General features: G+C 66.5%; 18 protein-coding genes. 11 read left to right on the top strand and 7 right to left on the bottom strand.

The window, feature by feature from the left end; all coding sequences use genetic code 11:
* The first annotated feature begins 21 nt into the window (after positions 1–21).
* From DES44_RS04185 to DES44_RS04200, 4 genes are all read left to right on the top strand, one after another.
* On the top strand, positions 22–237 hold the full coding sequence (locus DES44_RS04185) for a DUF1289 domain-containing protein (RefSeq protein WP_232309814.1): 216 nt from the start codon (positions 22–24) through the stop codon (positions 235–237).
* Complete coding sequence (locus DES44_RS04190; protein ID WP_058936086.1) at positions 234–881, top strand: 2-hydroxychromene-2-carboxylate isomerase; 648 nt, start codon at positions 234–236, stop codon at positions 879–881. The genes DES44_RS04185 and DES44_RS04190 overlap by 4 nt, the downstream gene beginning before the upstream one ends.
* Positions 882–1,082: 201 nt before the next feature.
* Positions 1,083–2,768, top strand: coding sequence for an MFS transporter (locus DES44_RS04195; RefSeq protein ID WP_058936085.1), 1,686 nt, complete (start codon positions 1,083–1,085; stop codon positions 2,766–2,768).
* A 159-nt stretch (positions 2,769–2,927) separates the two neighbouring features.
* Positions 2,928–3,158 carry a hypothetical protein gene (locus tag DES44_RS04200; protein ID WP_058936084.1) on the top strand — a complete coding sequence of 77 codons (231 nt, stop codon included), beginning with the start codon at positions 2,928–2,930 and terminating at the stop codon, positions 3,156–3,158.
* 138 nt (positions 3,159–3,296) lie between these two features.
* Here the strand turns inward: DES44_RS04200 and DES44_RS04205 are convergent, their stop codons facing one another.
* Together DES44_RS04205 and DES44_RS04210 are read right to left on the bottom strand one after the other, a co-directional pair.
* Complete coding sequence (locus tag DES44_RS04205) at positions 3,297–4,862, bottom strand: sensor histidine kinase (RefSeq protein WP_058936083.1); 1,566 nt, start codon at positions 4,860–4,862, stop codon at positions 3,297–3,299.
* A 61-nt stretch (positions 4,863–4,923) separates the two neighbouring features.
* A complete protein-coding gene (locus DES44_RS04210; protein WP_058936082.1) occupies positions 4,924–5,949 on the bottom strand; it encodes a GGDEF domain-containing protein in 1,026 nt (341 codons plus the stop codon).
* 357 nt (positions 5,950–6,306) lie between these two features.
* Between DES44_RS04210 and DES44_RS04215 the strand changes: the two genes are divergently transcribed.
* Both DES44_RS04215 and DES44_RS04220 read left to right on the top strand, forming a co-directional pair.
* Positions 6,307–7,095, top strand: a complete 789-nt coding sequence (locus tag DES44_RS04215) for an SDR family oxidoreductase (RefSeq protein ID WP_058936081.1) — start codon at positions 6,307–6,309, stop codon at positions 7,093–7,095.
* A gap of 53 nt (positions 7,096–7,148) precedes the next feature.
* Complete coding sequence (locus DES44_RS04220) at positions 7,149–8,135, top strand: quinone oxidoreductase family protein (protein ID WP_058936080.1); 987 nt, start codon at positions 7,149–7,151, stop codon at positions 8,133–8,135.
* A 71-nt stretch (positions 8,136–8,206) separates the two neighbouring features.
* On the opposite strand, the gene DES44_RS04225 is transcribed toward DES44_RS04220, so the two are convergent.
* The 3 genes from DES44_RS04225 to lspA form a co-directional block, all read right to left on the bottom strand.
* Positions 8,207–9,430: a hypothetical protein gene (locus tag DES44_RS04225; RefSeq protein ID WP_147306940.1), complete on the bottom strand. Its 1,224-nt coding sequence runs from the start codon at positions 9,428–9,430 to the stop codon at positions 8,207–8,209.
* Positions 9,431–9,636: 206 nt separating this feature from the next.
* A complete protein-coding gene (locus DES44_RS04235) occupies positions 9,637–11,340 on the bottom strand; it encodes a hybrid sensor histidine kinase/response regulator (RefSeq protein ID WP_058936077.1) in 1,704 nt (567 codons plus the stop codon).
* A 285-nt stretch (positions 11,341–11,625) separates the two neighbouring features.
* The gene (gene lspA / locus DES44_RS04240) at positions 11,626–12,126 is read right to left on the bottom strand and encodes a signal peptidase II (RefSeq protein ID WP_058936076.1); all 501 of its coding nucleotides are present in this window, start codon (positions 12,124–12,126) and stop codon (positions 11,626–11,628) included.
* 77 nt (positions 12,127–12,203) lie between these two features.
* Between lspA and DES44_RS04245 the strand changes: the two genes are divergently transcribed.
* The 4 genes from DES44_RS04245 (at position 12,204) to DES44_RS04260 (ending at position 16,722) form a co-directional block, all read left to right on the top strand.
* Positions 12,204–13,604, top strand: coding sequence for a cache domain-containing protein (locus DES44_RS04245; protein WP_058936075.1), 1,401 nt, complete (start codon positions 12,204–12,206; stop codon positions 13,602–13,604).
* A complete protein-coding gene (locus DES44_RS04250; protein ID WP_058936074.1) occupies positions 13,601–14,275 on the top strand; it encodes a response regulator transcription factor in 675 nt (224 codons plus the stop codon). The genes DES44_RS04245 and DES44_RS04250 overlap by 4 nt, the downstream gene beginning before the upstream one ends.
* A gap of 159 nt (positions 14,276–14,434) precedes the next feature.
* Positions 14,435–16,513, top strand: a complete 2,079-nt coding sequence (locus DES44_RS04255; RefSeq protein WP_058936073.1) for a carbon starvation CstA family protein — start codon at positions 14,435–14,437, stop codon at positions 16,511–16,513.
* Positions 16,514–16,515: 2 nt separating this feature from the next.
* Positions 16,516–16,722 (top strand): YbdD/YjiX family protein, encoded by a 207-nt coding sequence (locus DES44_RS04260; protein WP_058936072.1) that lies wholly within the window; start codon positions 16,516–16,518, stop codon positions 16,720–16,722.
* A 115-nt stretch (positions 16,723–16,837) separates the two neighbouring features.
* Here DES44_RS04260 and DES44_RS24450 read toward each other — a convergent pair whose 3' ends face one another.
* On the bottom strand, positions 16,838–17,167 hold the full coding sequence (locus DES44_RS24450; protein WP_147306941.1) for a hypothetical protein: 330 nt from the start codon (positions 17,165–17,167) through the stop codon (positions 16,838–16,840).
* Positions 17,168–17,495: 328 nt separating this feature from the next.
* Between DES44_RS24450 and DES44_RS04265 the strand changes: the two genes are divergently transcribed.
* On the top strand, positions 17,496–18,317 hold the full coding sequence (locus DES44_RS04265) for a hydroxypyruvate isomerase family protein (protein WP_058936071.1): 822 nt from the start codon (positions 17,496–17,498) through the stop codon (positions 18,315–18,317).
* A gap of 102 nt (positions 18,318–18,419) precedes the next feature.
* Here DES44_RS04265 and ileS read toward each other — a convergent pair whose 3' ends face one another.
* Positions 18,420–21,290: an isoleucine--tRNA ligase gene (ileS, locus tag DES44_RS04270; protein WP_058936070.1), complete on the bottom strand. Its 2,871-nt coding sequence runs from the start codon at positions 21,288–21,290 to the stop codon at positions 18,420–18,422.
* Between the last annotated feature and the right edge of the window lie 110 nt (positions 21,291–21,400).

Here is a 21,400-nt window from a genome sequence, read left to right on the forward strand (position 1 = left end):
ATCCCTGTCTCGACTCCGATCTTGACGACGGTCCCACGCACGCCGGAAGGCCGCGTGGCCTCACCCTGCATCAACATCTGCCGGATGCACGCACCGACCGGCCTGTGCGAGGGCTGCGCCCGCACGATCACCGAAATCGCCGGCTGGGGCCAGGCGGGAGATGCCGAGCGCATCCGCATCCTGGCGCTGCTGCCGGAGCGGCGCAGCCTGCTGAAAACCCACGGAGTGCTGCCGTGACCTCGCTGGATTTCTACTTCGACCCGATCTCTCCCTACGCCGCGCTGGCCTTCGAGCAACTGCCGCAGACGCTGGCCGGACGGAGCGTGGCGGTGCGTTACATCCCCATCTTCCTGGGCGCGGTGTTGAAGGCCCATGACAACAAGGGCCCGGCCGAGGTGCTCCACAAACGGGACTGGGTTTATCGGCAGGTGCTGTGGCAGAGCCACCGCCTGCAGATTCCGCTGACCTTGCCGGCCACCCACCCCTTTAATCCGCTGGCGCTGTTGCGCCTGCTGTGGAGCACGGCCGAGCCGGGCCGCACGCCGTCTCGCTATGCCGTGGAGACGGTCCTGCGCCATGTGTGGCAAGGCGGCGAGGAGGCCACCGACCTGGACCGCCTTCAGCGTCTCACACAAGCCCTGGCCCCGGTGCAGGACCCGGCCGGCGACGCGGTGAAGGCCGCGCTGCGAGAGGCGACCGACGCCGCAGTGGCCCGCGGCGTATTTGGCGTGCCGACCATCGGCGTGGGGGAGCGCCTCTTCTGGGGCCTGGACGCGCTGGAGATGGTGCGTGCCTGCGTGGACGGGGACCCTTGGTTCGACGGCCCGGACTGGCACCGCGCCCAGTCCTTGCCGTCCGCACTGCCGCGCCGCGCACCCTGACAGACGCAGGCTAGGACATACCCTTTGCTGCACTGCACAGGGTGGCCAAATTCCGCATCAAGAAATGACAGCTCAGGGTTGGGCCCAGTTTTGTCAGCCAGCGGAAAGCATCGCGTCAGACAGAGGTCAGAGGGCCCCTTGATAGTCGCAGCTCAAGAATCCCCGGTCGGAGATTCTGGGTGACAACGAGGAGACAACCCCATGGCAACTGCAAGTGCAGTCAGCACCAGCGCGCCGATGACCAAAGAGGAGAAGAAAGTCATCTTCGCCTCGTCACTGGGCACGGTATTCGAGTGGTACGACTTCTATCTCTACGGTTCCCTGGCCGCCATCATCGGCAAGCAGTTCTTCACAGGGCTGGACCCCACGGCGCAGTTCATTGCGTCGCTGATGGCCTTTGCGGCGGGCTTCATCGTGCGTCCGTTCGGCGCGCTGGTGTTCGGCCGGCTGGGCGACATGATCGGTCGCAAGTACACCTTCCTCGTGACCATCCTGATCATGGGCCTGTCCACCTTCATCGTGGGCGTGCTGCCGACCTATGACACCATCGGCCCGGCCGCGGCGGTCATCCTCGTCGGCCTGCGTCTGCTGCAGGGCCTGGCCCTGGGCGGTGAGTACGGCGGTGCCGCCACCTATGTGGCCGAGCATGCGCCGCATGGCAAGCGCGGCGCGTACACGTCCTGGATCCAGACCACGGCCACGCTGGGTCTGTTCCTGTCGCTGATCGTCATTCTGTCCACCCGCACCCTGCTGGGTGAGGCCACCTTCGCCGCCTGGGGATGGCGCATTCCCTTCGTGGTGTCCATCCTGCTGCTGGGCATCAGCGTCTGGATCCGCCTGTCGATGAATGAATCGCCGGCCTTCCAGAAGATGAAGTCCGAAGGCAAGACCTCCAAGGCTCCGCTGTCCGAATCCTTCGGCCAATGGAAGAACCTGAAGATCGTGCTGCTGGCGCTGTTCGGCCTGGTGGCCGGTCAGGGCGTCGTCGGGTACACGGGTCAGTTCTACGCGCTCTTCTTCATGACCAGCGTGCTGAAGGTGGAAGCCGCGTCGGCCAACATCATGGTGGCGGTGGCGCTGCTGATTGGCACGCCGTTCTTCGTGATCTTCGGCACCCTGTCGGACAAGATCGGCCGCAAGCCCATCATCATGGCGGGTCTGCTGCTGGCCATCCTGACCTACTTCCCGCTGTTCAAGGCCCTGACCAACGCCGCCAACCCGGACCTGGCCCGTGCCCAGGCCACGGCGCAGATCACGCTGACGACCGACCTGAACCAGTGCTCCTTCCAAGGCAGCCCTGTGGCGCGTGACGTGGACTTCACCACACCCTGCGACATCGCCAAGCGCGCATTGGCGCAGGCCGCCGCCACTTACGAGACGGTGGCCGGTGGTACTGCAGGCGCCGGTCAGGTGAAGGTGGGTGACCGCGTCATCGAAGTGCCGACGGCCACGCTGACCGCGGGCGGCCACAAGTTCGACGAGGACAGCGCCAAGAAGATTGCCGCGTTCAAGAAAGAACTGGGCGATGCGATGAAGGCGGCCGGTTATCCGACCAAGGCGGACCCGGCCAAGGTCAACACCGCGCTGACGGTGGCCATCCTGACGCTGCTGGTGCTGTATGTGACGATGGTCTACGGCCCCATCGCCGCCATGCTGGTGGAGCTGTTCCCCACCCGCATCCGCTACACCTCCATGAGCCTGCCGTACCACATCGGCAACGGCTGGTTCGGCGGCCTGCTGCCGTCCATCAGCTTCGCGATGGTGGCGCAGAACGGCAACATCTATCACGGGCTCTGGTACCCGATCGGCATCGCTGCGCTCACCCTGGTGATCGGCCTGCTGTTCGTGCGTGAGACCAAGGATGTGGACATCTACGCCCGTGACTGAGATCGCTGCTTGAAGCGATGACAGATGCAACGGCCCTCCGGGGCCGTTGTTCTTTTCCGGTGGGCTGAGCGCGTGGCCGCGTGCGCGCCCTCAGCCTCGTGTCAGCCAAGCCCCCAAGAATGCAGCTATTCCTCTTCAGCATTCAGGAGACATAGACTCATGTGGAAACTCGTCCTTGGCTTCATCGTTTTCGCCGGCCTGGCGCTGTTTGTGTTGATGCGCAGCGGCGGCAACATCGACATGTCGGGCGAAAAGCATGACGTCACCGGAGGCCATTCGGACACGGCGGCCAGCGCCGCGCCGCTGAGCCCCTCAGCGTCTGAAGCTGCATCTGCGGCGATGGCTGCAGCCTCTGCGGCACTGCCGGCCGCATCGGGCGCTTCGCAGTAAGCGCGCACTGGGGCGGCGCCCCCGGCTGCCGCCCGCTACTCGCTACTTGCTACTCGCTACTTGCTACTCGCTACTCGCTACTCGCGACCCGCTACCGCCCCAGCGTCCGCACGATCAGCGCGCCATACCTTGAGCGCGTCATTCCCTGAGCGAGTCATCCCCTTGCGCCCGCAGCGGCGCCTGCACCGGCAGCCGCATCACCATCTGCGTGCCTTCGCCCGGTGAGCTCATCACCTCGATCTGCCCGCCCAGCACATTCGTCACGATGTTGTGCACGATGTGCATGCCCAGCCCCGAGCCGCCCTTGCCAAGCTTGGTGGTGAAGAACGGATCAAAAATCCGGCGCACGACCGACGCATCCATGCCCCGCCCGTCGTCCTCCACCCGCAGCTCCACCTCGCGCTCGTCGATCCGGCGGCACTTGACCATCACCTGCCCGCGCTCGCAGCCCTCGAAGGCATGCACCAGCGTGTTCATCAGCAGATTGGTCAGCACCTGCCCCAGCGCCCCGGGGAAGCTGCTCATCTGCAGCGCCGGCGCCAGCTCCGTGCGGATGCGGTAGGGCGTGTGCTTGAAGCTGGGCTCCACCATCACCAGCACATCCTCCACCACCTGGCTCAGTTCGAACTCCCGGCGGGTGTCGCTGGTCTGGTCGATGGCCACCTGCTTGAAGTCCCGCACCAGGTCCGCCGCCTTCTGCACATTCCGGTGCAGGATGTCCTGACCCCGGCGGGTGTCCTTCACCAGTTCTTCCAGCTGGCTGCGACGCATCGGCGTGTTGTCGGTGAGCATGCGGTCCAGCTTGTTCCAGCGGTCTTCCAGCGCGGACACCACCGTCAACGCATTGCCCAGCGGCGTGTTGAGCTCATGCGCCACACCGGCCACCAGCCGTCCCAGCGAGGCCAGCTTTTCCGACTCCACCAGTTCCCGTTGCGCCGTCTTCAGGTTCGCCAGCGCCTGGGTGACCTCGGCATTGGCCTGGGTCAATTCATAGGTGCGCTGCGCGACCTGATCTTCCAGCGTGCTGGCGTGTTCGCGCAAGTCATCAAAGGCCTTGAGCAGCGCCAGCCGCATGCGCTCCATCGCCTTGCCCACGCGCGCCAGTTCATCCTCGCCGCCGAGCTCCAGCGGCTTGTCCAACTGGCCCGCTGCCAGTTCATCGGCGGCCTGCGACAGGCGCGCCATCGGATGCAGCACCCGGCGCTGCAGCACCACCAGGATCAGGCCCAGCGACAGCGTCAAGGTCAGCAGGCTGCGCCACAGCATGCTCCACAGCTCCAGCCGCTTGCGGGCCATCAGCGGCTCGGCGCTCATCACCACCGTCAGCTTCGCGATCTCGCGACCATCTCGCAGCACGGGACGGGTTTCGCTGAGCGTCAGCCGTGGGTCCCCGCCGGCCCGATGAAACTCCACGAAGGCCTGCTGCGCCGCAATCTCGGTGACGGACACGGAGACGAATCGCGGGTCGTCCACCTGCGCCTTGACCATCGGTTCCGCCAGATCCGGCGACACCTGCCAGATCGGCTCCGCCAGGGATAGCGCCAGCACCTCTGTCGCCCGGTTCAGGTCCCGGCGCAGATCGTCCATGACGGTCTGCCGGCTGAGCTGCTGTTCATAGAGCAGCACGGCCCCGGTGGGCAACAGCAGCCCGACCAGCAGGGCCAGCATCACGGCATTGCGCAGCGAGCTTCGGATCAGGGTCACGGCAGCCTTCCTTCCCGGACGGGGGGATACGCCCGATTATGACGAAGCAGGCACGGCGCGCTCATGCCGCGAAACGCTCATCCGAGGGCAGCACCGTCACCCGGTTGCGACCTTCTGCACGGGAAGCCAGCAAGGCTTCGTGGGCGCGCAGCAGGAAACGCTGGGCCGGCTCGTCCCGGCCCAGTTGCGTCACGCCTACCGACAGGCTGACTCGGTGGGCCGCATCCAGTCCCACCTGTCCCGCGCCATGGCGCCATTGCTCCGCCAGCAGATGGGCTTCATGCAGACCGGCACCGGGCATCAGCAGGGCAAAGGCATGCTCCTCCAGCCGCACCGCCACATGGTGACTCTGGGCGACGCTGCGGACCACCTTGGCCACCTGGTGCACCACGTCCGCCAGCTGGTGCTCGTCCAGGCTCTGGCGCAACTGATGGAAGTTGTCGATGTCGCCCAGCACCAGGCAGGGCGCCACCGGCGTGCCGGCGTCGGGGCTGCGCAGGCAGCCAGCCAGGGCCTTCTCGAACGCGCGCTTGTTGCCCAGGCCGGTGAGCGGGTCCAGCAACGCCTCATTGCGGACCCGTTGCACCTCCTGCCGCAGTCGGGCCACTTCCTGCCGCGTCAGCTCCAGGCGGGCCTGCAGGCTGCTGACCGCTGCCTGCATGTCCTGCGTGCCTTGCACGGCGGCGGCCAGCACCTGGGTGTGCTGGCCGGGCCCGGCCTGGGCCAGGGCCCTTTGCCAATGGGCCAGCGCCCGGGCGTAATGGTGAATCTGGTGGCTGGCCTGGTCGGTGCACTCGGACACGCCGCCCAGCGCCTGCCCGACCTCCCGGGACAGATGCACCGCCCGGTCTTCGTCCAGCTCGGCAATGTGGCGCTGGTACAGCGACCAGGTCTGCGCCTCATCCAGGCAGCGGCCGTCCTCGGTCAAGGCCAGCAGCTCGCGGCTCAGCGCCGCATTCATGCTCACCACATGCTCATACCAGACCGCATAACTCACCGGATGCAAGGCCGCCCGCTGGCGCGACATCAACGGCAATGCAGCCCGCAGCGCCTTGGCACTTTCGGCGATGTTCTCCGAATACCTCATCACTGAGTCCCTCTCTCGCAGAGGATGCCGTCCTGGCCCTCTGGGCCGGCGGCTCCCATCATTCTTGTTGGCCGGCCTCTCCGGAGGTGCTCGGGTCCTGCTGCCGAGCGGTACTGGGCCGGTCTGGGAATGATCGACCTTGTAACCAATCGTCTTGAGGTCAATTTGCGGTGCCCGCGCAGCGCTTCGTAACAAGCGTGGAGAATTCACGCGGGATGGGACAGGGCAGGGGACAGGCGGCGGATGGGTTTTCGCCACAGTCCGGTCTGCTCGGTCTGCGCCCAGCGGCGTAGCCCGTGCCCAGCAAGTTTGTCGAGGCTCCGGGATACTGAGGCGCAACACTAGCAGGAGAACAAGATGGATTTGGGACTGTCGGGCCGCTGGGCCCTGGTGTGTGCGGCCTCCAAGGGCCTGGGCGCGGGATGTGCCGAGGCGCTGGTGGCCGAAGGCGTCCACGTGGTGATCACCGCCCGCGGGGAAGAGGCGCTGCAGGCGCAGGCGTCGCGATTGCGCGGCCTCAATCCCCAGGTGCAGGTGGTGGCCGTGGTGGGTGACATCACGACGGAAGCGGGACGCGCCAGCGCGCTGGCGGCCTGTCCGCAGGTGGACATCCTGGTCAACAACGCCGGCGGCCCGCCTCCTGGCGATTTTCGCCAGTGGGGCCGCGAGCAATGGCTGGCCGCGCTGGACGCCAACATGCTCACGCCCATCGAGCTGATCAAGGCGACGGTCGATGGCATGGCGGAGCGAGGCTTTGGCCGCATCGTCAACATCACCTCTGGCGCGGTGAAAGCGCCGATCGACGTGCTGGGCCTGTCCAACGGCGCCCGCAGCGGTCTGACCGGCTTTGTCGCCGGCCTGGCCCGCCAGCCGCAACTGGCCAGCCGCAATGTGACGCTCAACAACCTGCTGCCCGGTGCGTTCGACACGGAACGTCTGCAAAAAACCCTAGCCGCCGGCGCCGAGAAGTCCGGCCGTCCGCTGGACCAGGTGCGGGACCAACGCGCCGCCGGCATTCCTGCCCGCCGCTTTGGCAGCGCGGCGGAGTTCGGCGCCCTCTGCGCCATGCTGTGCAGCGCCCATGCCGGCTACCTGACCGGTCAGAACATCCTGCTGGACGGCGGCGCCTACCCCGGCACTTTCTGATGTCCCGAACCTCCCCGAACCTCTGATTCCACCCTCATTCGAAGGAGACACCCATGAGCGAACGTGCAGTCCGTCTGAGCCAGGCCGGCGGTCCCGAAGTCATGCAGCTACAGACGGTGGAGGTCGGGGATCCGGGGCCCGGCGAGATTCGCATCCGCCAGAAGGCCGCTGGCCTGAACTACATCGACATCTACCAGCGCAGCGGCGTCTACAACATCCCGATGCCGTCGGGCCTGGGCCTGGAGGGCGCGGGCGTCGTGGAAGCGGTGGGGGAGGGCGTGACCCATCTGCAGGTGGGCGACCGGGTGGCCTACGCCAGCCAGCCGATTGGCGCCTACGCCACGGCGCGTGTCATGCCGGCGCGCTGCGTGGTGCGTTTGCCTGACAGCCTGAGCTTCGAGCAGGGCGCGGCCATGATGCTCAAGGGCCTGACGGTGCAGTACCTGCTGCGCAAGACGCTGCCGCAAGGCGGCCTGCAGGCTGGGGACCATGTCCTGTTTCATGCGGCGGCGGGTGGCGTCGGACTGATTGCCTGCCAATGGGCCAAGGCGCTGGGACTGCGGCTGATCGCCACCGCCGGCAGCGATGCCAAGTGCCAGCTGGCGCTGCAGCATGGCGCCGAGGTGGCCATCAACTACCAGCGCGAAAATTTCGCCGACCGGGTCAAGGAGATCACGGGTGGCGAGGGCGTGAAGGTGGTGTATGACTCGGTGGGCGCCAGCACCTTCGAGGGTTCGCTGGCCTGCCTGCGCAACTTCGGCCTGATGGTCAGCTTCGGCAATGCGTCGGGCATCGTGCCGCCGGTGCCCACCAGCGCACTGGCGGGCAAGGGCCTCTACCTGACCCGGCCGTCCCTGTTCACCCACCTGAGTTCACGCGAAGCCACGCAGGCGATGGCGGACGATCTGTTCGGGGTCGTCGCCAGCGGCCACGTGAAGATCGAGGTGGAAAAGCAGTACCCGCTGGAAGCGGTGCAGCAGGCCCATCGCGACATGGAAAGCCGCAGCACGACCGGCGCGAGTGTGTTGCGGCTGGATTGACGCGCAGGCTTCGCCAAAGCCGTGCTGCGCGGCTTTTCGGAGAAAGCCAATCTTCGAGGGTTGTGGTGCTGCTAGACCAGCGCGCCTCCGGCGAGTTTGAATCGTCTGGCGTGGCGGTGGACCACATGGTTCAGATACAGGTTCCTGCCGCCGTCCTCAGGCCCGGACTGCATGGCACGCCGCGCCGGCATCGCGACCTCGTCGAATTGCTGCAACCATCGGGCCCTGAAGTCGCTCACATCCGCCTGGCGGCCATCCACCATGGTCATGGGGGCGCCCAGCCCTTGCAGGCCCGTCAGCGTTCTCACGCGATAGGTCTGACCCCGATGGTGGACATCGACCTCCGGCTCCATGCCAGCCACGATGGCTCGGGCGACCTTGATGAAGAGGGTCGATTGGCTGTAGCGAAGGGACTGCGGTGAGGGCAGGAACTGATCAACGATCGGGTCCTGTGAAGGGTCCTTATGCTCGGCCTTGGAGATGATGAGGCAGTCATGGAGCAACTGGTGGGCATTCTTCTTCAAGAGCTCCTTCAGCAGACTGATGGCCAGGGAACCGCAAGAGTTCGAATCCGTTTGGGCAGCCACTTCCTTCTTTGGTTCCAGAATAAAACTGGAGAGATTGGTTTCTGCGTAGCGCAGTGAAGGGCATATCGCCGCAGCGCCGTATATTTCCGGCTCGTCACGCGCGATGCCGATCACGAGCTTCTGGGTAATGATGAACCCGGCCATATGACTTGGCCCCGTCGTCACGCCGGTCACGCGCTTCTCCAAAGACGGACGCAGGAAGGCGATGGGGGCGACGGCTTGCGGCATCAGGTCGATGATGGTTTGAGCGGCCTGCCCCAGCGCCAGGCCCACCGTTTGTGACTTGATGGTCAGTTGGCGGAGCGCATTCGAGATCTCCGTCTCGTCACCCTGCAGATCCTTGGTTTCCTCTTGCAGCCACTCCCGCTGCGCCTGCTGGAGTATTGGGTTGTCGTCGCCGCCGTTGATCCGGATGTCGATGCCATGCTGGATCTTGTAGTCCTTGGCGATCTGGCGGTACACCTCCACGGAGAGCGTCATGGGTCTGGGAACGACCGCTCGCGCCATGAACGCTGCCTTGTGAGGGCTGATGGGGCGGGTGCCATCGCTACGCTCAGTGCGGTCGCCGCAGCGGGTATCGAGTCCCAGGTCGGCCTTGGCGCCAGGGGCAGGTGGCGGAGCCTCGGCGCTTCCGTGCGCTGGCTCATCGGGTGCGTCGGCCAGATCGGCTTGATCAAGCCCCCCGGCACTCCGGTCTGAAACTCTCATCAGCAGGCATCCACTGTGGGTCGGTTGGAAGTCCCCTCTCGGCCCCCACACGATGGAAGGCACGAGGCGTTGGATCCCAGATAGTGGAAACGCTGGCGCTCCAGTTCAGCAGGGGGGCGAGGCGCAGCGTTTTGGCCGCAGGTGGACGGAGGGCGGAGCGGGCCCAGCCCTCACGAAGCCGCCGCCGTGCGGCAGCCCGTGCCGGATCAGGCCGTCTGCTGACGCCCGATGGCCGGCGGCAGATCGTCGAAGTCGGCCGCGACGGTGTCCGCCGACAGCGGGTCTTCCACTGCCGACGGCGGCGTGCTGATGCGGGTGATGCCCACGGTGGACGGCAATTCGTCCAGCCCCGCCGGCACGGTGGGGGCCAGGCCGTCGATGTCGGTGTCCTCGTCCTGGTCTTCGACCGGCAGGTCCACGGTTTCGGTGCGCAGCACTTCGTCCAGCACCACCGGCTGGGCCAGCCGCACTTCAAAGCTGAAGCAGGAACCGGACCCCACCTGGCTTTCCACCTTCACCTCACCGCCCATCAGCTCCACCAGACGCTTGACGATGGTCAGGCCCAGCCCGGTGCCGCCGTAGCGACGGGTGATGCTGCCATCGGCCTGGGTGAAGGGGCTGAAGATCTGGGCGATCTGCTCCGGCGTCATGCCGATGCCGGTGTCGTGCACGGCGATGCGCAGGCGCAGCGGGCCGCCGATGTTGTCCTCGCTGGAGGCGGCGCGTTCGATCTCCACGCGCACTTCGCCCTTCTCGGTGAACTTCAGAGCGTTGCCCACCAGGTTCACCAGGATCTGGCGCAGTCGCAGCGCATCCCCCAGCAGATGCTGAGGCACGCCCGGCTGCACGCGGGCATGCAGCTGCAGGCCCTTTTCATGTGCCTGCAGCAGCAGCGGATGCAGGGCTTCACGCAGGCAGTCGTGCAGGCTGAAGGGCGCCTGGTCGATGATGACCCGGCCGGCCTCGATCTTGGCGATGTCCAGCAGGTCGTTGATGATGACCATCAATCCCTTGGCGGAACTGTGGGCCAGCTCGATGAACTTGCGCTGGCGCTCGTTCAGCTCGGTCTGCAGCACCAGCTCGGTCAGGCCCAGCACGCCGTTCATCGGGGTGCGGATCTCATGGCTCATGTTGGCCAGGAAGGAACTCTTGGCCTGGCTCGCCGCTTCAGCCGCTTCACGCGCTGCTTCCAGTTGGGCCTGGGTGGCCTTGAAGTCGCCGATGTCGCGCGCATTGAGCTGCAACACCACGTCGCCGCTCACCGGGTCGCGCATCGGGCGGGCGTCCACCGCATGCCAGCGGCGGCCATTGGCCGTGTGCAGCTCCAGCTCGGCCCCGAAGGTCTGCCCCGCACGCACCTGCGCGACGATGCGCTTGGCCAGGTCCGGATCGGGGAACATGGCGCTGAAGTCGGTCGCGCCGATGGTCTTGCGCAGGCCGTTGAAGCACATGGCGGCGGCGGGGTTGCGCATCAGCACGCTGCCGTCGCGCAGCGAGAACACGGCGATGCGCACGGAGGTGTGCTGCAGCGCCTCCACCCCGCGCAGCAGGCTCTTGTCCACGCCGCTGACCAGCGAGTCGGCGGCAAACAGCATCACCTGGCGCTTGTCGGGCGTGCGGATGCCGCGGGAGACCAGCATCACCGTGGTGGGCTGGCCTTTGGGATAGAGGGTCCACTGCTCCCGCACCACCTTGTTCTGGGCATGGTCGGCGGCATTGACGGCCAGACGCTGCACCACGGCCGCGCTGGTGTCGGTGAGATCGCGGGAGAGGAATTCTTCGGCGCTGTCGGCGCGCCAGAACTGCAGGGCAGCGGCATTGGCCCAAAGGTTGCGTTGCCGTTCCTGGTCATAGACCCACATCGGCACATCGAGCCAGTCGTAGTGGGTCAGACAGGAGAAATCGAGCATGGGAGCGGTGGGGTCGTGGCCGCGTGGTTACATTCGGACGCAGGCATTGTCGCCGCGCGGGCGTGCCTGCGCATCCGGCGTGATGCCTATTCCGTCACGGGGCTGCTTCCGCTGTGGATGAGCGTGGCAAACAACGCGACGAGCGTCACGGTGACGCGTCTGGGCGGCGCTGCGGCCCCTGGCGGCAATCGCCCCGAACCCCGTCAGGATCGCCCGTTCCTGCCCTGGTTATCGATATGACAGCGCGTTTTTAGCGTCTCTGTCACAACGGGCTCCCGGCCCGTCTCAGTTGCGTTTCACCCGCCGCAGCTCGTCCCACACCAGCAGCACGGCGCCGACGGTGATGGCGCTGTCCGCCACGTTGAAGGACGGGTAGTACCACTGGTTCCAATGGAACTGCAGGAAGTCCACCACATAGCCATGCAGCAGGCGGTCGACCACGTTGCCGACGGCACCGCCCAGGATCAGGCTCAGCGCGGTCGCAAACAGGGTCTGGTGGCCATGACGGCGCAGCAGCCAGATGATGAAGACCGTCGCGGCCACGCCCAGGCCGACGAAGAACCAGCGCTGCCAGCCCGAGGCGCCGGCCAGGAAGCTGAAGGCCGCGCCGGTGTTGTGGGCCCGCACCAGGTTGAAGAAGCTGGTGACGTAGCGGCTGTCCCCGTACTGGAAGCTGTTGAGGATCAGCACCTTGGTGAACTGGTCCGCGATGATGATCAGCAGGGCCAGGCCCAGCCATTGGATCAGCCGGGCGGAGGAGGGGGCAGCAGACGAGGACTTGGCCATGTGGGGGGACGCACGCGGATCAAACCCGCAACTGTACCGCCAGCGCGGTCCTGGCCAGCCGCTACAGTGCGACTGCCATGAGACTGCGCCTGAAAATCCTGCTGCTTGCCATCCTGCCCCTGGTGGCGTCGCTGCTCCTGATCGCGGTGGCCGTCCGCCAGCAGGAGCGACAACTGCTCGCCCAGGAGCATGCGGCCATGGAGCGCACCTACATGGATGCCCGCCGCGACGAACTGCGCCACTATGTGGAGCTGGCCGTCAGCACGCTGCAGCCGCTGTATGCCCATGCCGGCAGTCCGGAGCAGGTGGAAGCGGACAAGCGCGAGGCGCTGCGCCTGCTCTCCGCGCTGGACTACGGCGAGGATGGCTACTTCTTTGTCTATGACCTGCAGGGCCGGGTGCTGATGCATTCCCGCCAGCCGGACCTGATCGGCCGCAATCTCTGGGAGCTGCGCGACCCGCTGGGCCGACCGACCATCCAGCAACTGATCGGGCAGGCCCGCGCGGGCGGCGGTTATGTCGAATACCTGTGGCGCAAGCCGTCGTCCAGGGACATGGCGCCCAAGCTCGGTTACGTGGTGGCCATGGACCGCTGGAACTGGATGGTGGGCACGGGCCTGTATCTGGACGGCATGCGGGCCACGCTGCAACAGCTGGACCGGGAGGCGCAGGCCAACATCGCCCAGACCATGTGGTGGATTGCCGCCATCGCCGTCTTTGGCGTTGCACTGATCAGCGCCAGTGCGCTGGCCCTGAACCTCAGCGAGCATCGCGTGGCCGAAGCCAAGTTGCGGGCGCTGGCGCATCAGGTGGTGCGTTCGCAGGAAGACGAGCGGGCGCACCTGTCCCGGGAACTGCATGACGGGGTGAGCCAGACGCTGGTCTCGACCAAGCTGCTGATCGAATCCGTGCAGCAGAGCGGGGACACGATGCTGCTGCCCCGCGCGCTGGAGCGGCTCAACCACAGCCTGGTGGAAGTGCGGCGGCTGTCGCATCACCTGCGGCCGGCGCTGCTGGACACGCTGGGCCTGGCTGCGGCGCTGGCGCATCTGGCGCGTGAGCTGGATGAAGCCGGCCCGCCGCAGGTGGACCTGCATGTGGCCGGCACGGCGCGGGAACTGCCCGAGCTGCTGAACACCGTGCTGTTCCGGGTGGCGCAGGAAGCGCTGACCAACGTGGTCAAGCATGCGGCTGCAACCCGGGTGGACATGACCCTGGACTTCGCGCCCGAGTCCGACCGGTCCGATGCCGGCGGCGTGCTGCTGCGCATCCAGGACAACGGCGCGGGCTTTGATCCTGACGCGGCCGAGCAGGGCGACCCGCGGCGAGGCATCGGCCTGCGCAACATGCGCGAGCGCATGGCGTCGGTGGGCGGCGCGCTGGAGCTGCAATCGAGCCCCGGCCACGGCACCCAGCTGGAGGCCTTCGTGGGCGAGGCCGCCATCCGTCGTCTGGCGCGAGAGAATCCGGCCTCATGAACGCCCAGACTTCGGTTCCAGACTCGTCGGCCCCAGCCGGCCCGGTGCGCATCCTGCTGGTGGACGACCATCCGCTGGTGCGCGAGGGCGTGCGCTCGCGGCTGCAGGGGGAAGCGCGGTATCTGGTGGTGGGGGAGGCCGGGTCGGCGGAAGAGGCCATGGTGATGCTGGTGTCCACCCAGCCGCAGGTGGTGCTGCTGGATGTGGGCCTGCGCGGCCAGAGCGGCATCCAGCTGGCCCAGACCATGCTGGAGCGGCAGGCCGACCTGCGGGTGCTGATGTACAGCATGTACGACAACCCCGAATACGTGCAGCGTGCGCTGCAGGCCGGGGCGCGGGGCTATGTGCTCAAGGATGCGCCGGGCGGAGAGATCGTGGCCGCGATCGACGCGGTGGCTGCGGGCGGCACCTTCCTGAGTCCGGGCGTGTCCCGACGCATGTTCCGCAACCAGCAGCCGCGGCCGCTGCTGTCGCCGCGGGAGAGCGAGATCCTCACCGCGCTGGGACGGGGCGAATCCAGCAAGCAGATCGCCAAGGCGCTGAACCTGTCGGTGCGCACCGTCGAGACCCACCGGCAGAACATCAAGCGCAAGCTGGAACTGGACGGGCAGGCGGACCTCATCCGCTATGCGGTCGAGCATGCGCGCGGCCTGCATCGGGACCACGACTGAGGTCCTCCTGCAACCTACCCCTTCCGGGTTATTCCCTACGTGGTCCTACGCCGTAGGACTAGTCCAAGAGACGGATGTTCCGAACCAGTCAGGCACCGAAACTGCCGCACTGGCATACAGAGTGCGCGCTCCTGCGGCCGCACCGAATAAGGAGACATCATGTCCAACTGGAGTCGCCACCTCGCCTGGGCGGGCGTGGCCGTTCTCGGGGCGGTGGCATTGGCCACCGTGGCGCTGGCGCGCGGCGAAGCCGTCAGTGCCCTTTGGGTCGTTGTGGCCGCCTTGTGCGTCTACCTCATCGGCTACCGTTACTACAGCCTGTTCCTGGCGACCAAGGTGCTGGGGCTGGACCCCACCCGCCAGACGCCGGCCTGGAAACACAACGATGGTCTGGACTACGTGCCCACCCATCGCTACGTGCTGTACGGTCACCACTTTGCCGCGATCGCGGGCGCCGGTCCGCTGGTGGGCCCGGTGCTGGCGGCTCAGATGGGCTACCTGCCCGGCCTGCTGTGGATCCTGGCCGGCGTGATCTTCGCCGGCGCGGTGCAGGACTTCATCGTGCTGTTCATCTCCACCCGTCGCGACGGCCGCTCGCTGGGCGACCTGGTGAAGCAGGAGATGGGCACGGTGCCCGGTGTGATCGCGCTGTTTGGCGCCTTCATGATCATGATCATCATCCTGGCGGTGCTGGCGCTGATCGTGGTGAAGGCCCTGGCGGATTCGCCCTGGGGCACGTTCACCGTGGCGGCGACGATTCCCGTGGCGCTGTTCATGGGCGTTTACCTGCGCTACATCCGCCCGGGCCGCATCGGCGAGGTGTCCATCATCGGCTTCGTGCTGCTGATGCTGGCCATCATGGGCGGCCAGTGGGTGCATGAGAGCCCGGCCTGGGCGCCGCTGTTCACCTACGACGGCAAGGCCCTGACCTGGATGCTGATCGGCTATGGCTTCATTGCGGCGTCCATCCCGGTGTGGCTGCTGCTGGCGCCGCGGGACTACCTGTCCACCTTCTTGAAGATCGGCACCATCATCGCGCTGGCCATCGGCATCGTCGTGGTGGCGCCGCCGCTGCAGATGCCGGCCTTCACCCGCTTTGCGGAGGGCAACGGTCCGGTCTGGGCAGGCAACCTGTTCCCCTTCCTGTTCATCACCATCGCCTGTGGCGCGGTGTCGGGCTTCCATGCGCTGATCTCTTCGGGCACCACGCCCAAGATGCTGGACAACGAGGTCAATGCCCGCTTCATCGGCTATGGCGGCATGCTGGCCGAGTCGTTCGTGGCGGTGATGGCGCTGGTGGCGGCGTCCTGCATCGAGCCGGGCGTGTACTTCGCGATGAACAGCCCGGCCGCCCTGGTGGGCAAGACGCCGGATGCGGTGGCGGCCACGCTGTCCACCTGGGGCTTCGTGATCACGCCGGAGATGTTGGTGCAAACGGCCAAGGACGTGGGTGAGAACACCATCCTGGCCCGCGCCGGTGGCGCGCCGACCCTGGCGGTGGGCATGGCCCATATCCTGCACCAGGTGGTGGGCGGCAAGGCGATGATGGCCTTCTGGTATCACTTCGCCATCCTGTTCGAGGCGCTGTTCATCCTGACGGCGGTGGATGCCGGCACGCGTGCGGGCCGCTTCATGCTGCAGGACCTGCTGGGCACCTTCGTGCCGGCCCTCAAGCGCACCGACTCGCTGCCGGCCAACCTGATCGCCACCGGTCTGTGCGTGGCGGCATGGGGCTACTTCCTCTACCAGGGCGTGGTGGATCCGCTGGGCGGCATCAACACGCTGTGGCCGCTGTTTGGCATTGCCAACCAGATGCTGGCGGCCGTGGCGCTGCTGCTGGGCACGGTGGTCCTGTACAAGATGAAGAAGGACCGTTATGCCTGGACGACCATCCTGCCGGCAGGCTGGCTGCTGATCTGCACGATGACGGCCGGCTGGCTGAAGATCTTCAGCGCGGACCCGAAGGTGGGCTTCCTGGCCCATGCCCAGAAGTATGCGGATTCGCTTGCGGCGGGGCAGGTGCTGGCACCGGCCAAGAGCCTGGAGGCGATGGAGCGGGTGATCTTCAATGACCGTCTGGATGCGGCCCTGTGCGGCGTCTTCATGTTCGTGGTGGTGAGCGTGCTGGTCTACAGCGTGAAGGCCATCCTGAAGGCGCGGGCGGAGCGCCGGCCGACGGTGCACGAAACGCCGTTCGAGCCGCTGCCGCCGGGCGCGACGGCCACGGGTCACGCCTGATCATGCTCAGGCAAGCTGCCGCGCAGTTGCTGCAGGCCGGGCGCTACATGGCGCGCGGGGTGCATCAGCAGATGGTGGGCGCCGATTACGGCGCTTACCTGGCGCATATGCAACGCACCCATCCGGACCAGCCGCCGCTGGACTATGAGGCCTTCTTTCGGCAACGGCAGGAGGCGAGGTTCAACAGTGGCACCGGGAGGTGCTGTTGAGGCGGTGCAGCGACCGCGACCAGGGAGCTGCGCAAGCGCAGCCCTCATGACAAACGGCCCCAAGGGGCCGTTTGTTATTGGAGCGGGCCCGGCTGAAGAGCGTCAGCCCGGCTCCTCAGTGGTCCACTTTGCGAATGAATCGGCCCTTACGGTCGTAGACCTCCATGTACCCGCCGTCCAGGGGATACAAGCACCTCGCTCCGTCTTCGACCGCAAGCAACACCATCACGGCAACGTTGCCCTTGTCCAGGTTGAGCCAGCGGAAGTCGCACTGCACTTTGGGCTGAGCGCAAAGCGAAGCTGCGCGCTGCCGCGTCTGGCCAAGAATCCGTTCCTGCAGTTCATTCCTTTTGTCCTTTTGCCGGGCACCGAAGCATGAGGGTGCATCTGCCAGAGCAGGTCCGGTCAGGCAGGCCACCAACAGTCCAAGGCAGGCAACACGCATTCAGGCTCTCCGTGGGACGACAACTGGACTGGAATCGAGGTCGGTGAGGCGATGGCCAACGCGGCTGATCCGCGGCGCCCCATTGTGCTTCAGTGCAAAGGGCAGGTGCCCACCGAACGTTGCATCCAGCCGGGCAAAGGCTTAGATCCAGCGTGTTTTTCTTCTTTTTGCATACGGCGCCTTTAAAACGATTATTTGCGGCATGCTTTTCTACAAAACGATTACGGTCAGCGTGTGAAGCGGAAGCGTGTCCAGCGCCCACATAGGGCCAACATCCCCTTGTTGCTCCCTCGTTGTTCCCTTTGCCGCTGACCGGACCTCACTGCCCATGCCTCAGTTCGCTGCCAACCTTTCCTGGCTGTATCCCCATCTCCCGTTCCTGGACCGCGTCGCGGCGGCTGCGCGCGACGGCTTCCGGGCCGTGGAATGCACCTTCCCCTATGACCGGCCCTTGCGCGTCCTGCAGGACCGGCTGAACGACGTGTCGATGCGTCTGGTGCTGATGAATGCACCCTGCGGCGACTGGGCCGCCGGAGAGCGAGGGCTGGCCGCCTTGCCGGACCGGGAAGCCGACTTCCGCGCCGCGCTGCAGCAGGGCGCCGACTGGGCCCATGCACTGGACTGCCCGCGTCTGCACGTCCTGGCGGGTTGCCCGGCGCCGGGCGCGGACCTCGCCACCGCCTGGGCTGTTTATGAAGAACGACTGCGCTGGGCGCTGGACGCCACCCAGGGCAGCGGCCTGACCCTGATGATCGAACCCATCAACGCGCACGACATGCCGGGCTACCTGCTCAGCGAGCAGGCCCAGGCGCACGCCGTGGTGGCGCGCATCGGTTCAGACCGGCTGAAAGTGCAGATGGATCTCTACCACTGCCAGCGCACCGAAGGCGATGTGCTGGCGCAGATCCAGAAGTGGCTGCCCACCGGTCAGGTGGGGCATTTCCAGGTGGCGGGCGTGCCGGATCGGGGCGAACCGGACCAGGGCGAACTGCCTGCCTTGGACGCCTTCGCCCTGATCGACGAGATCAGCGCGTCCACCGGTTGGTCCGGATGGATCGGCTGTGAATACCGGCCCCGGCGCGACCCTTCACAGGGCGGCACGTCGGCTGGGCTGGATTGGCTGCGTCCCTATCAGGACGCAGCCGTTTGAAGCGGCCGACCCAAGCGGCCAACCAAGGCGGCGCACTCAACCTGCTGGCTGAAGTCGCCGAATAAAGCCGACGACTAAAGCTGCGGATGAGCGCAGCCGTCTTCAAGCCACCCGACGCGTTTCCCCTTCGCCGTACAGATTGCTCTCACAACGTCCGCACAGCGTGGGATGCGCCGGGTTCACACCCACGTCCGCGCGGTAGTGCCAGCAACGCTCGCACTTCTGGTGCGTCGAAGGCGTCACCGTCACGGTGAGCGCGTCCGCCGCCACCACCGAAGCGGCCGACGTGATCAGCACGAACTTCAGATCGTCGCCCAGGCTCTGCAGCAGGGCCAGATCGTCCGCCGGCACGCCCAGCGTCACCTCGGCCTGCAGCGAAGCGCCGATGGCACCGGTGGTGCGCACGTCCTCGATGGCCTTGTTCACCGCATCCCGGATTTCATGGATGCGGTTCCACTTGGTGATCAGCTCCGTGGCCGGTGCATCAAAGCGCCAGAAGGTCTCGGTGAAGAGCGTCTCGCCCGGCTGCTTGCCGGCAAACACCTTCCACGCTTCCTCCGCGGTGAAGCTCAGGAACGGCGCCATCCAGCGCAGCATCGCATTCGTGATGTGCCACAGCGCCGTCTGCGCGGACCGCCGTGCCTGGCTGCCCGGGGCGGTGGTGTAGAGCCGGTCCTTCAGCACGTCCAGGTAGAACGCGCCCAGGTCTTCCGAGCAGTACACCTGCAGCTTGGCCACCACCGGATGGAACTCATAGCGCTGGTAGTGGGCCAGCACGTCTTCCTGGAACTGCGCCGCACGGGCCAGCGCATAACGGTCGGCCTCCAGCAACTGGTCCAGCGGCACGGCATGCTGGGCGGCATCGAAGTCCGACACGTTGGCCAGCAGGAAACGCAGCGTGTTGCGGATGCGGCGATAACCGTCCACCACCCGGTCCAGGATCTTCTTGTCGCCGGCGATGTCGCCCGAATAGTCGGACGCCGCCACCCACAGGCGGATGATTTCGGCGCCCAGCTGCTTGCTGGTCTCCTGCGGATCCACCCCGTTGCCCAGCGACTTGCTCATCTTGCGACCCTTGCTGTCCACGGTGAAGCCGTGGGTCAGCAGGCCCTTGTAGGGCGCGCGGTCGTTCAGTGCGCAAGAGATCAGCAGCGACGAGTGGAACCAGCCACGGTGCTGGTCATGGCCTTCCAGGTAGAGGTCGGCTTCCGGACCGCTTTCATGCGCCGCGCCGGCATGGCTGCCCTTGAGCACATGCTGGAAGGTGGAGCCGGAGTCGAACCACACGTCCAGGATGTCCTGGCCCTTGGTGTAGGCCTCGGCTTCCGCGCCTAGCCAGTCGGCCGGATCCAGCTTGGACCAGGCCTCCACGCCACCGGCTTCCACCAGTTGCGCGGCGCGCTCAATGAATTCCAGCGTCCTGGGATGCGGCTGGCCGGTGTCCTTGTGCAGGAAGATGGGCAGCGGCACGCCCCAGCTGCGCTGGCGCGAGATGCACCAGTCCGGTCGGCCGGCGATCATGTCGTGCAGCCGCGCGCGACCGTTCTCCGGGTAGAAGCTGGTCACATCGATGGCGTCCAGGGCCAACTGGCGCAAGGTCTTGGGCGCCTTGTCGACGGTGAAGACGCCTTCGCCTTCATCCATGCGCACGAACCACTGCGCCGCGGCGCGGTAGATCACCGGCGACTTGTGGCGCCAGCAGTGCGGATAGCTGTGGGTGATCTTGCTGTGGGCCATCAGGCGGCCGGCGTTCTGCAGCGCCTCGGCGATGACCGGGTTGGCCTTCCAGATGTGCTGGCCGCCAAACAGCGGCAGCTCGGCCTCATAGACCCCATTGCCCTGCACCGGGTTCAGGATGTCCTTGAAGGCCAGACCGTGGGCGATGCAGGAGTTGAAGTCGTCCAGGCCGTAGGCCGGCGCCGAGTGCACCACGCCCGTGCCGTCGTCGGCGGTGGCGTAGTCGGCCAGGTAGATCGGGCTCTCGCGGTCGAAACCGGGATGCACATGGGCCAGCGGATGCTTGAACTTCAGCAGCTCCAGCGCACGGCCCTGCGTCACCGCCACCACCTGGCCCTCGATGCCCCAGCGGGCCAGGCACTTCTCCACCAGCGCCTCGGCCACCACGAAGTAGCCGCGCTCGGTGTTCACCAGGGCGTAGGGCAGGTCGGGGTTGAGGTTCAGCGCCTGGTTGGCCGGGATGGTCCAGGGGGTGGTCGTCCAGATGACGGTGAAGGCGTCCTTGTCCAGCGACGGCAGGCCGAAGGCAGCCGCCAGCTTCTGCGGTTCGGCGCTCAGGAAGGCGACGTCCACGGCCGGGGACTGCTTGTCGGCATATTCGATCTCGAACTCGGCCAGCGAGGAACCGCAGTCAAAGCACCAGTACACCGGCTTGAGGCCGCGGTAGACGAAGCCGCGCTCGAACAGGCGCTTGAGCACGCGGATCTCGCCGGCCTCGTTCTTGAAGTCCATGGTGCGATAGGGATGGTCCCAGTCGCCCAGCACGCCCAGGCGCTTGAAGTCCACGCGCTGCTGGTCGATCTGCTGCGTGGCGTAGGCGCGGCTCTTGGCCTGCACCTCGTCGCGCGGCAGGCCGCGGCCGTAGGTCTTCTCGATCTGGTTCTCGATGGGCAGGCCGTGGCAGTCCCAGCCGGGGATGTAGGCCGCGTCAAAGCCTTCCAGCTGGCGCGCCTTGACGATCATGTCCTTGAGGATCTTGTTGACCGCATGGCCCATGTGGATCTGGCCATTGGCATAGGGCGGTCCGTCGTGCAGCACGAACTTGGGCTTGCCGCAGCGGGCGTCGCGCAGCTTCTTGTAGATGCCCTGGTCTTCCCATTCCTTCACCCAGCCCGGCTCGCGCTTGGGCAGGTCGCCCCGCATGGGGAAGGGGGTGTCCGGCAGGTTGAGGGTGGCCCGGTAGTCCGTGGGCGCAGCGTTGGAACCGGTGGAGGAGGCGTCGGCGGCGTCGGTCATAAAGTGGCGTGGCAATCAGGAGCGGCGCCTTGGGGCGCCGGGGATGCAGGGAAGCGCGACCGAACGGCGGTCGGCGCGCGAGCAGGGGTGAGAGCCGGGGCCCGCCGTTC

The organism is Roseateles depolymerans (assembly GCF_003387155.1).
Classification (GTDB): domain Bacteria; phylum Pseudomonadota; class Gammaproteobacteria; order Burkholderiales; family Burkholderiaceae_C; genus Roseateles; species Roseateles depolymerans.

Coding starts and splice junctions, on each gene's coding strand:
- DES44_RS04195 (WP_058936085.1), top strand. CDS start 1,083: ATGGCAACTGCAAGTGCAGTCAGCACCAGCGCGCCGATGACCAAAGAG.
- DES44_RS04200 (WP_058936084.1), top strand. CDS start 2,928: ATGTGGAAACTCGTCCTTGGCTTCATCGTTTTCGCCGGCCTGGCGCTG.
- DES44_RS04210 (WP_058936082.1), bottom strand. CDS start 5,949: ATGAGGTATTCGGAGAACATCGCCGAAAGTGCCAAGGCGCTGCGGGCT.
- DES44_RS04215 (WP_058936081.1), top strand. CDS start 6,307: ATGGATTTGGGACTGTCGGGCCGCTGGGCCCTGGTGTGTGCGGCCTCC.
- DES44_RS04220 (WP_058936080.1), top strand. CDS start 7,149: ATGAGCGAACGTGCAGTCCGTCTGAGCCAGGCCGGCGGTCCCGAAGTC.
- DES44_RS04225 (WP_147306940.1), bottom strand. CDS start 9,430: ATGAGAGTTTCAGACCGGAGTGCCGGGGGGCTTGATCAAGCCGATCTG.
- DES44_RS04235 (WP_058936077.1), bottom strand. CDS start 11,340: ATGCTCGATTTCTCCTGTCTGACCCACTACGACTGGCTCGATGTGCCG.
- lspA (WP_058936076.1), bottom strand. CDS start 12,126: ATGGCCAAGTCCTCGTCTGCTGCCCCCTCCTCCGCCCGGCTGATCCAA.
- DES44_RS04245 (WP_058936075.1), top strand. CDS start 12,204: ATGAGACTGCGCCTGAAAATCCTGCTGCTTGCCATCCTGCCCCTGGTG.
- DES44_RS04250 (WP_058936074.1), top strand. CDS start 13,601: ATGAACGCCCAGACTTCGGTTCCAGACTCGTCGGCCCCAGCCGGCCCG.
- DES44_RS04255 (WP_058936073.1), top strand. CDS start 14,435: ATGTCCAACTGGAGTCGCCACCTCGCCTGGGCGGGCGTGGCCGTTCTC.
- DES44_RS04260 (WP_058936072.1), top strand. CDS start 16,516: ATGCTCAGGCAAGCTGCCGCGCAGTTGCTGCAGGCCGGGCGCTACATG.
- DES44_RS24450 (WP_147306941.1), bottom strand. CDS start 17,167: ATGCGTGTTGCCTGCCTTGGACTGTTGGTGGCCTGCCTGACCGGACCT.
- DES44_RS04265 (WP_058936071.1), top strand. CDS start 17,496: ATGCCTCAGTTCGCTGCCAACCTTTCCTGGCTGTATCCCCATCTCCCG.
- ileS (WP_058936070.1), bottom strand. CDS start 21,290: ATGACCGACGCCGCCGACGCCTCCTCCACCGGTTCCAACGCTGCGCCC.